Below are 13,227 nucleotides of genomic sequence, written 5' to 3' on the forward strand. Positions count from 1 at the left end.
TCTCACACCGGGTGGCCGTGGTCGCGCAGCCACCGGTGGACGGTGTCCTTGTCGCCCGGGGTGATCCGGACGGGCGCGTCCACCCGGGGTCCCTCGTCCGCGTTGAAGGCGGTGTCGGTGACCCGGGCGGTGACCCAGGTGGCCAGGTCCTCGGCGGCCCGGCCGGACAGTGAGCCGTCCCGCCAGCCCGCGCGGGCCCGTTCGGCCGCGGTCCGGTCGTGCCGTTCGGTCTCCGCCAGCCAGGCCGTCACGACCCGCTCGACGGTCGCGTCCCGGGCGTCCTGCTTCTCGTTGCTGTTCATGCCGTCCGGGTGCCCACGGCGGCGCGATACGCCCCTCCCGGGCCGCCCGGGCCGTGTCGGCGGTGCCGTGCCGGGTACCCGCACAGCCACGATCGACCGGAACCACCGGGACACCGGGAAAGGGGACAGGAATGACGCAGCCCGCCGACGAGCACGCTCTCGACCCGCGCGCCGGCGTGTCCGAGCTACGTCCGGCGGGGGACGCCGTACTGGTGCCGGCCGCGGAGATCCGCGAGGAGGATCTGCCCGCCGACCGCAACCAGGCGATCCTCCAGGCGGCCAAGCAGGTCGGGGCGCTGCTGAAGAAGACCGGGCTGCCGTTCGCGCTCGCGGGCAGCGTCGCGGTGTACGCGCACGGCGGCACCCAGAACCTCCAGCACGACGTGGACTTCTGCATCCGGCCGCAGGACGCCGACGCGGTGGCCGGGGCGCTGGCGGAGGCGGGCCTGACCGTCTACACGCCGCCGGAGGACTGGCTGCTGAAGGCCACCTGCCTCGGCCAGCAGGTCGACCTGATCTTCGAGCTGGCGCACGAGCCGGTCAGCACCGAACTCCTGGACCGTGCCGAGGAGCTGTCCGTCGACTCGGTGCTGATGCCGGTGCTGTCGCCGACCGATCTGCTGGGCGGCCTGCTCGCGGCCTTCTCCGAGCACCACTGCGACTTCGGCGCGGTCCTGCCGATCGCCCGCACCCTGCGGGAGAAGATCGACTGGGACGCGCTGCGCCGCGCCCGCGGGGACGAGCCGATGCCCGCCGCCTTCTTCTACATCCTGGAACGGCTGGAGATCGTTCCGCCGAAGGAGGACCACTCATGAGCGACCCCGTCGCACCCCGGGAAGGCACCGGCGGGAACGTCGAGTACCGCGTCGCCCACCTGCACGACCGGCTCGCCGCCGAGGAACTGGGCGAACTCGGCGTCCGGGCGGAGATCCGGGCCGGGGCGATCGCGGTCACCGGCACCGTGCCGTCGGCGCAGTGCCGCGAGACACTGCTGCGCGTCGTCCGGGAGGAGCTGACCGGGCTGACCGTGCACACGGACATCGTGGTCGCCGCGACCACCGGCCCCGACCACGCGGAGGAGCTGTGAACATGCGCGTCGCCGCCGTCGGTGACATCCACATGGGGGCGGACAGCCAGGGCCTGCTGCGGCCCGCCTTCGAGACCCTGGACGACTGTGCCGACCTGCTGCTGCTCGCCGGTGACCTGACCCGGCACGGCACCCCGGCGGAGGCCGAGGTGGTGGCCCGGGAGGTACGGGACCTGCCGGTGCCGGTGGTGGCCGTGCTCGGCAACCACGACCACCACGACGAACGGCCCGAGGAGGTCACCGCGATCCTCCAGGACGCCGGGGTGACGGTCCTGGAGGGCACGGCGACGGTCGTCGAGTGCGCCGGGGCCCGGGTGGGCATCGCCGGGACGAAGGGGTTCGGCGGCGGGTTCGTCGGGCGCAGCGCCGGGGAGTTCGGCGAGCCGGTGATGAAGGAGTTCGTCCGCACCACGCGGCGCAGCGCCGACTCGCTGTGCGCCGCGCTGAAGGACCTCGACGGGCAGGACTGCGCGGCGCGGATCGCGCTGACGCACTTCTCCCCCGTCGCCGACACCCTCGCGGGCGAGCCGCCGGAGATCCACCCGTTCCTCGGCAGCTATCTGCTGGCCGAGGCCATCGACACGGCCGGCGCGGACCTCGCGATCCACGGCCACGCCCACCTGGGCTCCGAGCACGGCATGACGGCCGGCGGGGTCCGGGTGCGCAACGTGGCCCAGCCGGTGATCCGGCGGGCGTTCAACGTCTACCACCTGGGCGGTGAGGGCTGACCGCCCGCGCGGCGCCTACTCCACGGCGGTGGCCCGTCCGAGGGTGGTGACCTCGGACGGGTACCGCGCGACCGGTATCTCCCGGAAGCCGAGCCGGTCGTAGAAGGCCCGGGCGGAGGTGTTGGCCGTGGACATCACCAGGTGGACGCGGGGCACCCCGCGCTCGTGCAGGGCCTTGAGGAACCGGTGCATGAGGGCCCGGCCGTGCCCCTTGCCCTGCCACTCGGGCAGCAGGTCGATGTGCAGATGGGCCGGGTGGTCGGCGAGCTCCGGGGCGATCATGCGCTCGGGGTCGTGCAGCAGCCCCGCCATCGTCTCGTCGGGGCCGGCCGGCGGGCCCTCGGGCGCCGGGTAGCGGCCGGCGACCCGAGGCAGCCAGCGGGTACGGAACTCGGTGACGAAGCGCGGGGTGTCGGCGGTGCCCAGGATGTAGCCGACCGCGCGGCCGGTGCCGTCGTCCAGCACGAAGGCCAGCTCGGGCTCCAGGTGCACGTACGGGGCGGCGAAGATCGCGGGCAGGATGCCCGGGTCCCGGTAGACGGGCCGGGCGTCCAGGCCGTTGTGGGCGGTGCGGACGCAGATGTCGTCCAGGGCCTCGGCGTCCTCGGGACGGTACGGGCGTACGGTGGCGGTCGCAGACGTGGTCACCGCAGTATCGTGCCTGCTCTGGGAACGTACCCACAATGCCTTTCCGCCACCGGCCGCGCGGCGGGTACGGGCCCGGGGCCGGCGGCCGGGCGGAGCGTCCGGCCGGAGCCGGCTCGGGAGCCGTGCGGCGGCATTCCGCCGCCGCACGGGTGGCGTGCCGAATGGCGGCGGCCCGGTGGGGAACCCGGCGGTCAGCGAAAGGCGCGACCCCTGAGCCGTCTGGAGAAACACCATGAGTCTTCTGCGCGTGGCCGGCCGTCCGATGCTCGCCTCGATGTTCATCGCCGGCGGTCTGCACTCCTACCGCCGCCCCCAGGACGTGGCCCCGGCGGCCGAGCCCGTCGTCCGTCCGCTGGCCGAACGGGTCTCCGCGCTGCCGGACGGCACCGAGCAGTTGGTGAAGATCAACGGTGCGGTGCAGGTGGTGGGCGGTGTGCTGCTGGGCATCGGACGCTTCCCGCGGCTGTCCGCGCTCGCCATCGCGGCGACGGTGGTGCCCACCACCCTCGCCGCGCACCGCTTCTGGGAGGCGGAGGACCCGGGCGAGCGCGCCCAGCAGCGCATCCAGTTCCTGAAGAACCTGTCCATGCTCGGCGGCCTGCTGATCGCGGCCGACGACACCGGCAGCGCGCCCTCGGTGCTGTGGCGCGGCCGGCACGCCGCGCACGAGCTGCGGCGCGACGCCCGTCTGGTACGGCGTTCGGTCCGGGCGACGGCGCGGCCGGCGACCGCCGCCGGGAGCGTACGGGCGAAGCTCGCCCACTGACCCGCCCTCCGGTGTGGACCTGCCCGTGCCGTGGCCCCGGTGGTCACGGCACCGGCGTGTCCGGGGTGCCGGGGGTGCCGGGGTCGCACAGCAGGTCCAGGGCGAGGGCGGCGGTCCAGGAGAAGTGGCGGGCGCCTCGCGGGGTGCCGGTGACGGGGTCGACGTACTCGGCGAACGCGGTGCGCCCGGCCTCGGTGAGCACGGCACGCCGCAGGCGCTCGGCGTCGGTGTCCAGACGGTGGGTGCGCAGGCCCCGCTGGATCAGCCAGGCGGTGTTGAACCAGGCGGGGCCGCGCCAGTAGCGCTGCGGGTCGAAGGCGGGGCCGGTGAGGTCGTAGCTGGGGACCAGCCCGGTGGCCGGGGCGCGGAAGCCGGGGCCCGTGAGGGTGGCGCGCAGCGCGGCGGCGACGCCGGCCGGCAGGTGCGGGACGATCAGCGGGACCAGGCCGGTGACCGCGCGTTCGGGGACGAGGGTGTCGGTGCGCAGGTCGCGGGCGCGGAAGAGACCGGCGTCGGCGTCCCACAGGCGGGTCACCAGGTGCCGGGTGAGCGCGTCGGCGCGGGCGGTGTGCGGGGTGCCGTCGCGGCCGAGGGCGCGGGCGGTGGCGGCGAGGGCGTGCTCGCCGGCGATCAGCAGGGCGTTGAAGCAGGGGTCCTCCAGGGCGAACCCGTGGGCCGCCCGCCGGTCGTCGTAGCCGGCCTCGCGGTAGTCGGCGGCGAGGCGGACGTAGCGCCCGTAGTCGAGGTCGGTGGGCCGGTCGGCGGCCCGGCCGTGGGCCAGGTCGGCGCGGCGGAAGGCGTCCGGCGGGGCGGGCTCGACGCGGGCGAGGGCGCGGTCCCAGCAGGGGCTGTTGTCGGTGCCGGGCTCCCAGGGGTGGACGACCGCCGCGAGGCCCCCGCCGCCCAGGTCGCGGCGGGTGAGGAGGTAGTCGTGCCAGGCGGTGAGCCGGGGGTAGAGCCGGGCGAGGAAGCCCCGGCGGCGGGACCGGTCGGGGTCCGCCCGGTGCACCAGCCAGGCGGCCAGGGCGTGCACGGGCGGCTGGACGATGCCGGAGGTCTCCGGGGCGGGGGGCGCGCCCGCCGGGTGGCCGGCCCGGGAGGACCGCCAGAAGCCGGGGCCCGGAAAGTAGGCGTCCTCGGGGACGGCGGGGTTGAAGACGATGTGCGGGACCCGGCCGTCGGCCCACTGGGCGGCGAACAGCGACTCCAGTTCGCGCTGGGCGCGGCGGACCGAGAGGTGGCGCAGGCCGATGGCGACGAACGCCGAGTCCCAGCTCCACTGGTGGGGGTAGAGGGTGCGGGAGGGCACGGTGGAGGCGCCGGTCCAGTTGCCGAGGAGGACCCCGGTGGCGCCCCGCCGCAGGGCCTGGTCCGTGCCGGGTGCGGGCCGGACCGGCCGGTCGGCGAGCGAGGTCACGCGCCGGACCTCCCGGGAGGAAGGGCCGGGTCGCCCGACTCGCGTGCCGGGCCGGGCGGTTGGGCGGACGGCGGTACGGCATCGCCGGGCTCGGCGGCCTCCGTCCGGCGGGGGCCGGTGAAGGGGACGACGCGTTCCACGGATGGCTCCGGAAGGGGGATGCGGGTGCGGTTGCGTCGACAATAGCCCTTACTTATGTCGTGTCAACACGCAAAACTGATGCGGTGATGTCTGATGAGTAGGCGTAAGCGGCACGGAAGCACCCGTACGGGGGACCCGGCCCGCGTTAGCCCGCCGGGGCCCGGGAAACCCGATGGTCGTGGCGCACGACTCGGCGTCACGAGCCGCGCGGAGGTGAGGACATGGGACACGGCGGAAACGTCATCGACGAACTGACGACCGATCACCGAGAGGTCGCGGAACTCTTCGGGAAGATCGAGGCGCTGCCGTCCGGCCACAAGGACCGCAAGCTGTACGCGGATCAGGTCACGATGGAACTGGTCCGGCACTCGGTGGCCGAGGAGGCGTACCTGTACCCGGCCGTGCGCCGGCACGTGCCGGGCGGGGACGCCATCGCGGACAAGGAGCTGGAGGAGCACGCCGAGGCCGAGCAGCTCATGAAGGACCTGGAGCGGCACGCGCCGGACGACCCCGAGTTCGACCGGCTGGTCACCCGGCTGATGCGGGAGATCCGGGCGCACATCGCCGACGAGGAGGGCAACCTCTTCCCCCGGCTGCGGGAGGCGTGCTCGCCGGAGGCGCTCGACGAACTGGGCGACAAGGTCCGGCAGGCCAAGAAGACGGCCCCGACCCGGCCGCATCCGGCGGCCCCGGACAAGCCGCCGATGAACAAGATCCTGGCACCCGGCGCCGGCCTGGTCGACCGGGTCCGCGACGCGCTGACGGGACGCGGCAAGCCGGAGTGAGCCGCCGCCGGTACCGGTACAGGGGCCCGCCGCATGACAGCGGCGGGCCCCTTGTCGTGGGGCGACGAGGAGCGCCGCGACGGGGTCGGGGGCGTCGCGCGCCGCTCCCGTACGTGCGCGGGATCAGCCGCGTGTGCCCAGCAGCGCCGCCACCGCCCCCGTCACCTCGTCGGGGTCGGGCCCGTCCGGCCCCGTCGTGGGGGCGCCGGTGAGGACCGCCGTGGGCACGCGGTACGTGTGGGGGGCCGGGGTGGTGAGGGAGACGACCGGGGTGCCGACCGCGTCGGCCAGGTGGGCGGGGCCGGCCGAGGCGGTGACGACGGCGTCGGCGGCGCGCAGCACCCCGGCGAGTGCCTTGGCGGTGGTCCGTCCGCCGAGGTCGACGGCGATGTCGCCGCTGACCCGCCGGGTCAGGTCCGTCTCGTCGGGTCCGCCGGTGACGACGACGCGGTGTCCGGCGTCGCAGAGCCGGGCGACCAGCGCCGCGCCCCGCTCGGCGGCCCAGGCGCGGCCGGGCTCGCCGGCGCCGGGGTGGACGACGACGTACGGGCCGTTGCCGGTCAGGGCGGCGGTGTCGGGGGCGGGCCGGACCCGGAGCCGTCCGTCGTCCCCGGCGCGCAGCCCGAATCCCATGGCGACCGCGGCGTCCAGGGCCCCCGCCGCGTCCGGGCCGCCGTCGGCGGGGTCCGCGCCGGGGCCGATGTGCCGGACCCGGGCCGTGCGCAGAAGGCGGGCCGGGGGCAGCGGGCCGTCCGGGTCGGGGCCGATGTGCCGCACCCGGGCCGTGCGCAGGAGGCGGGCCGCGGGCGGCAGGCCGTCCGGGTCGGGGCCGAGGACGAGGGCGACGTCGTACGCCTCCTGCCGGAGCCGCCGGACCAGGCCGGCCGCCGGGGACTCGGTGCCGTCGCGGGTGTCGTCCCAGACCACCACGTCGTCGACGTGCGGCAGCAGCTTGGCGGCGGGGGCGCCCCGGGCGCCGCAGAGCATGGTGACCCGGCCCGCGCGGGTGGCCACCGCCCGGACCGCCGGGCCGGCCAGCAGGACCTCGCCGAATCCGCCCGGGTGGGCGACGAGCGCCTTCATGTCCAGTACTCCTCCCCGTCGCGGCCCACCGCGGCCGGGACGGTGCCGGTGCGGTCCGTGAGCGAGGCCACGGTGCGGGCGAGCCCCTCGGTCCAGGGCACGGCGGGCATCCAGCCGAAGATCTCGTGGGCGAACCCGGTGACCGGCCGTGGCGGTTCGGGGACGTCCGCGGCCGGGCCGGTGACGGCCGGCGGGGTGGCGCAGCCGGTCAGCTCCAGCACCCGGCGGGCGATCTCCAGGGCGGTCGGCGCCTCGTCGCCGCCGAGGTCCACGGGCCGTACCGACCGGCCGGCCGCGACCCGGAGCACGCCGTCGACCATGTCGTCGACGTAGCACAGGGAGTGCCGCCCGCCGCCGTCGCCGGGGACGGTGACCGGTCCGCCCGCCAGGGCCTGCGCGAGGAAGGTGCTCGGTACGCCGCCGTCGTCCGTGCGCATCCGGGGGCCGACGGTGGCGAACAGCCGGACGGTGCCGGCCTCGGCGCCGGGACCGGCCGCGTGGGCGGCGGTCAGGGCCTCGGCGAAGCGGACGGCCTCGGCGTACACCCCGAGCGGGCCGAACGGGTCGGTGCCGCCCTGCGGGGCGGGTCCGTCCGGCAGCGGGGTGGAGGCGAGCAGGAAGCGGGCGCCGTCCCGGTCGGCGGCGGCCAGCGCGGCGCGGGTACCGGCGCTCGCGGTGTCCAGCAGTTCCAGCGGCCGGTCCGGCCGGGCCACCGGGCAGGGGCCGGGCCCGGCGAGGTGCAGCACCAGGTCGTACGGGCCGTCGCGGGAGCCGACCGCGCCGGGTTCGGTGATGTCGCGCTCCAGGAAGCGGAAGCCGGGGCGGCCCGCGAGGTGGGCGACCTTCTCGGCCCGGCCGGTGGAGAGGTCGTCCAGGCAGTCGACTTCGACTCCTGAATCGAGCAGGCGGGTGCACAGGTGGGAGCCGAGAAAGCCCGCGCCGCCGGTGACCAGGGCCCGGGTCCAGGGCGCCCGGCCGTCCGGCCGGGCGCCGTACGCCGCCATCGGCATCATGAGGACGACCTTCCTTCCCCCGCTGCGCTGACGAGCGGGTCCCGGGTGCCCCACCGAGTCGCTTTCATAACCTGACGGCTACCGCGCCCCGTGGGCCGGGCCGGGCCGGGCGGCCGGTGCGTCAGGTGCGTCCGGTCAGGCGGCCAGCGCCTCGCCCGGGTCGAGGCGGGTGAGGAGCTGGGCGTGGTGCAGCGCGGTGACGGGGGCCAGGAGGTCGGGGTGGCGCAGCAGGGCGGCGGCGCGGCGGTCGCCGTCGTCGGGGGCGAGCAGGCGGCGGAACTCGGCCGGGTGGCCGCCCTCCCCGGCGAGCGCGGCGACGGCCCGGCCGGCCAGGCCCGGGTCGGTGAGCAGGGCCGCCGCCCAGCTCGCCACGACCTCGTCGACCCAGGTGCGCCAGGCGGGCCCGTCGGGATCGTCGGCGCCGGTGACCCAGTCGAGCCGGGCCGAGCCGCCGGGCCCGGCGAGGCCGAGCAGCGCGATGTCCATAGGGGTGGGGTAGCGCAGCCGGGCCGCGACCGTGACGGCCTGGCGGGCCTGTACCTCGCAGAGCGCGGCGGCGAGCGCGCCGCCGGTGGCCGGGTAGGCGCGCGTCAGCCACTGGGTGGTCGCGGCGATGACCGGGGAGAGATCTGCGTGCACTGCGGGAACGTCCCAACTGCTCTTCGACTCCAAGGGGACCTGCGGGAACGGTAGCCCGCGTCCCGGGCCGGGCGACATGGCCCGAAGCGCACGGATCGCGCGGCTTCGGACACACCCGCCGATTCCGTACATCCCGGCCCGTACGCCCCGTACGCCCCGTCCCGCGGCCCGCGCGCCCGTCCCGTCTGGACGCTCCCGTCCCGGCCCGTACGCCCCGCCCCGGTCGGTGGTGGTCGTCCGGGGATGCGACCCTGGATAGTTGTCGATCATGTGAGCCGGTCCGGTTCACCGAGGGAAGGAACCCCGCTGAGCAACGCCGTCCTCGCCGAAGCCGTGCCGGTCGTCCTGCTGCTGGGGGTGCTGGTCTTCGCCGTCGTCCGCCCCCGGGGCCTGCCGGAGGCCGCCGCGGCCGTGCCCGCCGCCGCGCTGGCCGTGGCGCTCGGCACGGTCACCCCGCACGCGGCCTGGGCGCAGGTGCGCAGCCTGCTGCCGGTCGTCGGGTTCCTGGCGCTGGTGCTGGTGCTGGCGCACCTGTGCGCGCGGGAGGGCCTGTTCGAGGCGGCCGGCGCGGTGGTGGCCCGCCGGTGCGGCGGCAGTCCCCGGTCCCTGCTGGCCGGGGTGTTCGCGGTGGCCTGCGCGGTCACCGCCGTGCTGAGCCTGGACGCCACCGTGGTGCTGCTCACCCCGGTCGTCCTGGCGACCGCCGCCCGGGCCGGCGCCCTGGCCCGTCCGCACGTGTACGCCACCGCGCACCTGGCGAACTCCGCGTCGCTGCTGCTGCCGGTGTCGAACCTGACGAACCTGCTGGCGTTCACCGCGAGCGGGCTGACCTTCACCCGGTTCGCCGCGCTGATGACGCTGCCGTGGCTGGCGGCGATCGCCGTCGAGTACGCCGTCTTCCGCCGCTTCTTCCGCATCGACCTCGGGCAGCGGACCACGCCGGAGGACGCCGGTCCGGCGGACCGGGCCGTTCCGCGCGTGCCCCGTTTCACGCTGGTGGTGCTGGCGCTGACGCTGGCCGGGTTCGCGGTGGTCTCGCTGGCCGGTCAGGAGCCCGCGTGGGCGGCGCTGGGCGGGGTGGCCGTGCTGGGCGGCCGGGAGCTGCTGCGGCGCCGGACCACGGTACGGGAGCTGGTCGGCGCCGCCTCGCCGCTGTTCTGCCTGTTCGTGCTGGCGCTGGGCGTGGTGGTGCAGGCGGTGGTGTCGGGCGGGCTGGCCACGGGGCTGGCCGAGCTGCTGCCGCTCGGCGACGGGCTGCCCGCGCTGCTCGGGGTGGCGGCGGTGGCCGCGCTGCTGGCCAACCTGATCAACAACCTGCCGGCGGTGCTGGCCCTGCTGCCGCTGGCCGCGCCGGGCGGCCCTGGCCCGGTCCTCGCGGTGCTGATCGGCGTGAACCTGGGTCCCAACCTGACCTACGTCGGCTCGCTGGCCACCCTGTTGTGGCGGCGCATCCTGCACCAGCACGGCATCGCCGTGGACCTCGGCCGCTTCACCCGGCTCGGTCTGCTCGCCGTACCGGCGACGCTGCTGGCCTCGACGGCGGCCCTGTGGGCGTCACTGCGCGTGCTCGGCGGGTGAACCGGGCCACCGGGCGGCACGTTACCGGTGCCGGCTCGGCGAACGGCCCTCGTCCGAGCCCGCCGGCCCCCCTCACCACGGCCCGCTCGTGACGGTGGGCCGCCGGACCGCCTCCGCGCTGTCCCTCAGGTGCAGGGCGACGCCGATCAGGGTGCGCAGGGCGGAGGGGCGCAGGTGCTGGGCGCTCTCGGCGGCCAGCACCAGCAGGCAGGAGGCGGCCTGTTCGACGACGGAGACGGGCAGCTCGCCGTGGTTCTCCTCGGCACCGCGGAAGGCCCGCCAGGGCGCGGCGGCGCCGTCGATGGCCCGCTGCACCGCGTGTTCGAGGTGCTCGGCGGCCTGCTCGCACACGGAGCTGGGCAGGATGATCGTACGGGGGAACGCTGAACTGGTCATGGTCTCACTGCTCCCCCGCGACCGGGCCGTCCGATCGGCGTCGGCGGCCGTTTTCACCGGGTCGGCGGGACACCCCTCGGGCAGCCGGGCGGTCGTAGGGTGGCGGCGTGGACACGACGACGGGTGCCTCCCCCATGGCGGACGGTGACGGGCCCGGGGCCGCGGCGGCCCGGCTGGCCGGCCGGGCGGTGACCGGTGAGCGCCGGCGGTCGGGGGCGCTCGCCGAGGTCACGCTCGACGGCGGGCTGCCGGAGCCGGCCGGGCCCCCCGAGCCGCCCGCGCGGCTGCACGGTGACCTGTGGAACGGCAACGTGCTGTGGGGCGCCGACGGCGAGGTCCGGCTGATCGACCCGGCCGCGCACGGCGGGCACCGGGAGACCGACCTGGCGATGCTGCGGCTCTTCGGCTGCCCGCAGCTTGGAGCCGCGCACCCCGGTCGGGGAGCTCGATGACCTCTCCGGGCTCGGCTGGCCGGTATGGACGGACACCTTGGAGCGTGACCCCCGATGGGTCGTCTCCATCGACGGTAGCGCCCGCCGTCTCTTGCGGATCGTCCGTCTCGACGAGGCTCAGACCGCAGTCCAGAACGAGTTGTTCGACTCGGGCGTCGGCATCCCCTTGGACGACTTCCTGTGGTCGACGGTTGAGGGTCAGCGCCCGGTCATCCTCTGCGGCCCGTTGCGCGGGGAGTCCACTACCGAGGCCATGGCCGCCCCGCGAGCCGCTGGCACGCTGCGCGGCATCGCTGCTCGCTGCCTGATCTCCTGACCGCACAACCGCTGCTGGCGGCAGCAACGGGGCGGTCCGACTTCGATGACACGGACTCGCGTTGGTCACCTTCACTGACAACCGGTCGACGATCAGTGGCACGGGCAGCGGCGGACGGCGGCATGCCTGGTGGGCAGGCGGCGGAGCGGAGTGTCACGCTCCCGTCGCGGGGCGCCATGAACAGGCGTCTGCGCAGGTCAGTGCGTGTTTTCAGCGAGCGTGACACCCACCGTGACACGAGCGGGGCCGACGTACAGGAACTGTCAGTCCTTGATGCGGTACAGCGCGGTTAGGCCGTTCCGGTTGTCACCGGAATCGGGAAGACCGTGGTTCGTGACAACAGAGATGCGACATCCCGTCGGCCGGGATGTCCCAGCAGCGATCAGGACACTGCGGAGTAACCGGACGTCATAGGCTTCGCCTTGGGCACTGGCGCGCACTACCTCCGCGACGCCCCTCTCCATGCGCCCGTTCTCGTGTCGCGGCCGACGGCTGTTCGACCACCTCCGTGAGGAGCACGTCGAGCTGGAGCTGGTGCGGCGGCTCGAGGGCCGCGATGTCACGCACCTCCGCTACCGGCTGCTCCGGACCGGGGAGGCGGCGTGAGGACGCTCTTCGTCTCGTACCGCGTCACCGGTCTGGAGCGCTCCCCGCGGTTCTGGACCGCTCTCGGGTACGGCGTGCTGGGCCGGGTGGAGACCGGTGACGGGAGCCGCCTCGTCGTCCTGCAGTTCCCCGGGGAGACCGCGGCTTCGCTGGAGCTGGTGGACGTGGGCAGCGGGGTCGACCACCTCGCGATCCAGGTGGACGGCCTGGCCGGCGCCCTGGAGGCGCCGGCCGGGGCCGGTCTGGATCCGGGGCCCGTCCAGCGTCCGGGTGGCGCCGCGGGCCCGCGGACCTCGTGGCTGACGGACCCGGACGGGTACCGGATCGAGCTGGTGGAGTGGCCGGCCGGGCACTCCGACGGGATGACGGCGGCGGACTTTCCCCGACCGGGTGGACGGTCCTCTCCCCCGGCGGCCGTCGCGGCCCGCGTTCACCCCTGGCCGGTCATCCCCGGGTCAGTCCGGTTCCGTCGTCCGGATCACCATCAGCTTGGTGACCTTGCCGTCGTCGTCGACCACGTCGCGCACGTGACGGAAGCCCAGGCGGCGGCACATGGCCAGGCTGGCGGCATTGTCGGCGCCGACCATGCCGTATGCCTCCTTCAGGCCGAGGTTGCCGGCGGCGTGGCGCAGCAGGCCGCGGACCACCTCGGTGCCCAGGCCGCGGCCCCAGTAGGGGGGTGCGAGGGCGGCGACCAGTTCGTGTCCGTCGACGTTGCCGGTCTTCTTGACCTCCGCGTGCCCGACGAACTGCTCGTCCTGCCAGAGTCCCCACACGTCGAACATCCGCTTGGGGTAGACGTCGTCGAGGATGGCGCGGAACAGGGTGCGGATGTCCGCCTCGGGCACGCGGTCCTGGCCCATCCAGCGGCAGACCTCCTCGTCGCGCAGGAGCTCCACGAAGTGGTCCTCGTCCTCGGGTCGGTAGGGGCGGAAGGTGAGTCGTTCGGTGTGCAGGACCGGTGTCATGCGGGCTCCTCGGGCAGTGCGGGCAGGCGGGCGGCACCGGGCCGGGGCGCGTCGTCCCGGGTGCGCCCCGGCCCGGTCCCGCCGGGTGCGTCAGGCTTCGGCGTTCTCCATGCGTTCCCGCAGGCTGCGCGGGCGCATGTCGGTCCAGACCTCGTCGACGTAGGCGGAGCACTCGGCCTCGGTGCCCTCCTTGCCGACGGGCTGCCAGCCGGCGGGCACCTCGATGTCGGCGGGCCACAGCGAGTACTGGTCCTCGTCGTTGCGCAGCACCTGGTAGCGGGTGTTCTCGTCCATGTCCGTCG

The 13,227-nt window shown here is 75.4% G+C and carries 16 protein-coding genes and 3 pseudogenes; 10 read left to right on the top strand and 9 right to left on the bottom strand.

The genetic code is table 11. The features are described 5' to 3' along the window. Positions 1–2: 2 nt before the first annotated feature. Positions 3–302, bottom strand: coding sequence for a hypothetical protein (locus IE316_RS09260; RefSeq protein ID WP_190203682.1), 300 nt, complete (start codon positions 300–302; stop codon positions 3–5). Between the two features lie 131 nt (positions 303–433). Between IE316_RS09260 and IE316_RS09265 the strand changes: the two genes are divergently transcribed. The 3 genes from IE316_RS09265 to IE316_RS09275 are packed head-to-tail and all read left to right on the top strand — an operon-like array spanning position 434 to position 2,117. Continuing rightward, positions 434–1,117, top strand: a complete 684-nt coding sequence (locus IE316_RS09265; RefSeq protein WP_190203683.1) for a nucleotidyltransferase family protein — start codon at positions 434–436, stop codon at positions 1,115–1,117. After that, positions 1,114–1,389, top strand: a complete 276-nt coding sequence (locus IE316_RS09270) for a hypothetical protein (protein ID WP_190203684.1) — start codon at positions 1,114–1,116, stop codon at positions 1,387–1,389. Before IE316_RS09265 ends, IE316_RS09270 begins: the two co-directional genes overlap by 4 nt. Before the next feature lie 2 nt (positions 1,390–1,391). Then, positions 1,392–2,117 carry a metallophosphoesterase family protein gene (locus IE316_RS09275; RefSeq protein WP_229910283.1) on the top strand — a complete coding sequence of 242 codons (726 nt, stop codon included), beginning with the start codon at positions 1,392–1,394 and terminating at the stop codon, positions 2,115–2,117. A gap of 15 nt (positions 2,118–2,132) precedes the next feature. Here IE316_RS09275 and IE316_RS09280 read toward each other — a convergent pair whose 3' ends face one another. Continuing rightward, positions 2,133–2,765 (bottom strand): GNAT family N-acetyltransferase, encoded by a 633-nt coding sequence (locus IE316_RS09280; protein WP_229910284.1) that lies wholly within the window; start codon positions 2,763–2,765, stop codon positions 2,133–2,135. A gap of 232 nt (positions 2,766–2,997) precedes the next feature. Between IE316_RS09280 and IE316_RS09285 the strand changes: the two genes are divergently transcribed. After that, entirely contained in the window at positions 2,998–3,531 is a 534-nt protein-coding gene (locus tag IE316_RS09285) for a DoxX family protein (RefSeq protein WP_190203687.1), read from the top strand. A 43-nt stretch (positions 3,532–3,574) separates the two neighbouring features. Here IE316_RS09285 and IE316_RS09290 read toward each other — a convergent pair whose 3' ends face one another. Then, positions 3,575–4,948: an MGH1-like glycoside hydrolase domain-containing protein gene (locus tag IE316_RS09290; RefSeq protein ID WP_190203688.1), complete on the bottom strand. Its 1,374-nt coding sequence runs from the start codon at positions 4,946–4,948 to the stop codon at positions 3,575–3,577. A 362-nt stretch (positions 4,949–5,310) separates the two neighbouring features. Here IE316_RS09290 and IE316_RS09295 point away from each other — a divergent pair, with 362 nt between their 5' ends. Beyond that, positions 5,311–5,874, top strand: a complete 564-nt coding sequence (locus IE316_RS09295) for a hemerythrin domain-containing protein (RefSeq protein ID WP_190203689.1) — start codon at positions 5,311–5,313, stop codon at positions 5,872–5,874. Between the two features lie 123 nt (positions 5,875–5,997). On the opposite strand, the gene IE316_RS09300 is transcribed toward IE316_RS09295, so the two are convergent. The 3 genes from IE316_RS09300 to IE316_RS09310 form a co-directional block, all read right to left on the bottom strand. Next, positions 5,998–6,957: a glycosyltransferase family 9 protein gene (locus tag IE316_RS09300; RefSeq protein ID WP_190203690.1), complete on the bottom strand. Its 960-nt coding sequence runs from the start codon at positions 6,955–6,957 to the stop codon at positions 5,998–6,000. Continuing rightward, positions 6,954–7,970, bottom strand: a complete 1,017-nt coding sequence (locus tag IE316_RS09305; protein ID WP_190203691.1) for an NAD-dependent epimerase/dehydratase family protein — start codon at positions 7,968–7,970, stop codon at positions 6,954–6,956. The genes IE316_RS09300 and IE316_RS09305 overlap by 4 nt, the downstream gene beginning before the upstream one ends. Before the next feature lie 135 nt (positions 7,971–8,105). Next, positions 8,106–8,609 carry a hypothetical protein gene (locus IE316_RS09310; protein WP_190203692.1) on the bottom strand — a complete coding sequence of 168 codons (504 nt, stop codon included), beginning with the start codon at positions 8,607–8,609 and terminating at the stop codon, positions 8,106–8,108. 333 nt (positions 8,610–8,942) lie between these two features. Here IE316_RS09310 and IE316_RS09315 point away from each other — a divergent pair, with 333 nt between their 5' ends. Further along, positions 8,943–10,187, top strand: a complete 1,245-nt coding sequence (locus IE316_RS09315; RefSeq protein WP_229910299.1) for an SLC13 family permease — start codon at positions 8,943–8,945, stop codon at positions 10,185–10,187. Between the two features lie 72 nt (positions 10,188–10,259). Here the strand turns inward: IE316_RS09315 and IE316_RS09320 are convergent, their stop codons facing one another. Beyond that, complete coding sequence (locus IE316_RS09320) at positions 10,260–10,583, bottom strand: hypothetical protein (protein WP_190203694.1); 324 nt, start codon at positions 10,581–10,583, stop codon at positions 10,260–10,262. A gap of 242 nt (positions 10,584–10,825) precedes the next feature. Between IE316_RS09320 and IE316_RS09325 the strand changes: the two are divergent. The 4 genes and pseudogenes from IE316_RS09325 to IE316_RS35405 all read left to right on the top strand — a co-directional run. After that, positions 10,826–11,002 (top strand): annotated as a pseudogene (locus tag IE316_RS09325) (fructosamine kinase family protein); the annotation flags it as partial. Continuing rightward, the gene (locus IE316_RS09330; RefSeq protein WP_190203695.1) at positions 11,001–11,351 is read left to right on the top strand and encodes a hypothetical protein; all 351 of its coding nucleotides are present in this window, start codon (positions 11,001–11,003) and stop codon (positions 11,349–11,351) included. The pseudogene IE316_RS09325 and the gene IE316_RS09330, both read left to right, overlap by 2 nt. 483 nt (positions 11,352–11,834) lie before the next feature. Then, positions 11,835–11,957: pseudogene (locus IE316_RS09335) on the top strand (dihydrofolate reductase family protein); the annotation flags it as partial. Next, positions 11,954–12,337, top strand: a pseudogene (locus IE316_RS35405) (VOC family protein); the annotation flags it as partial. The pseudogenes IE316_RS09335 and IE316_RS35405, both read left to right, overlap by 4 nt. 75 nt (positions 12,338–12,412) lie before the next feature. Here IE316_RS35405 and IE316_RS09340 read toward each other — a convergent pair. Together IE316_RS09340 and IE316_RS09345 are read right to left on the bottom strand one after the other, a co-directional pair. Beyond that, positions 12,413–12,925: a GNAT family N-acetyltransferase gene (locus IE316_RS09340; protein WP_190203696.1), complete on the bottom strand. Its 513-nt coding sequence runs from the start codon at positions 12,923–12,925 to the stop codon at positions 12,413–12,415. 90 nt (positions 12,926–13,015) lie between these two features. Beyond that, the gene (locus tag IE316_RS09345) at positions 13,016–13,219 is read right to left on the bottom strand and encodes an MbtH family protein (protein ID WP_137304256.1); all 204 of its coding nucleotides are present in this window, start codon (positions 13,217–13,219) and stop codon (positions 13,016–13,018) included. Between the last annotated feature and the right edge of the window lie 8 nt (positions 13,220–13,227).

The organism is Streptomyces fumanus (genome assembly GCF_014655295.1).
In the GTDB taxonomy this organism is placed as follows: domain Bacteria; phylum Actinomycetota; class Actinomycetes; order Streptomycetales; family Streptomycetaceae; genus Streptomyces; species Streptomyces fumanus.

Excerpts from the sequence above, each read along its gene's own strand:
- IE316_RS09260 (WP_190203682.1), bottom strand. The coding sequence starts at position 302 with ATGAACAGCAACGAGAAGCAGGACGCCCGGGACGCGACCGTCGAGCGG.
- IE316_RS09285 (WP_190203687.1), top strand. The coding sequence starts at position 2,998 with ATGAGTCTTCTGCGCGTGGCCGGCCGTCCGATGCTCGCCTCGATGTTC.
- IE316_RS09295 (WP_190203689.1), top strand. The coding sequence starts at position 5,311 with ATGGGACACGGCGGAAACGTCATCGACGAACTGACGACCGATCACCGA.
- IE316_RS09340 (WP_190203696.1), bottom strand. The coding sequence starts at position 12,925 with ATGACACCGGTCCTGCACACCGAACGACTCACCTTCCGCCCCTACCGA.
- IE316_RS09320 (WP_190203694.1), bottom strand. The coding sequence starts at position 10,583 with ATGACCAGTTCAGCGTTCCCCCGTACGATCATCCTGCCCAGCTCCGTG.
- IE316_RS09305 (WP_190203691.1), bottom strand. The coding sequence starts at position 7,970 with ATGATGCCGATGGCGGCGTACGGCGCCCGGCCGGACGGCCGGGCGCCC.
- IE316_RS09345 (WP_137304256.1), bottom strand. The coding sequence starts at position 13,219 with ATGGACGAGAACACCCGCTACCAGGTGCTGCGCAACGACGAGGACCAG.
- IE316_RS09300 (WP_190203690.1), bottom strand. The coding sequence starts at position 6,957 with ATGAAGGCGCTCGTCGCCCACCCGGGCGGATTCGGCGAGGTCCTGCTG.
- IE316_RS09275 (WP_229910283.1), top strand. The coding sequence starts at position 1,392 with ATGCGCGTCGCCGCCGTCGGTGACATCCACATGGGGGCGGACAGCCAG.
- IE316_RS09265 (WP_190203683.1), top strand. The coding sequence starts at position 434 with ATGACGCAGCCCGCCGACGAGCACGCTCTCGACCCGCGCGCCGGCGTG.
- IE316_RS09270 (WP_190203684.1), top strand. The coding sequence starts at position 1,114 with ATGAGCGACCCCGTCGCACCCCGGGAAGGCACCGGCGGGAACGTCGAG.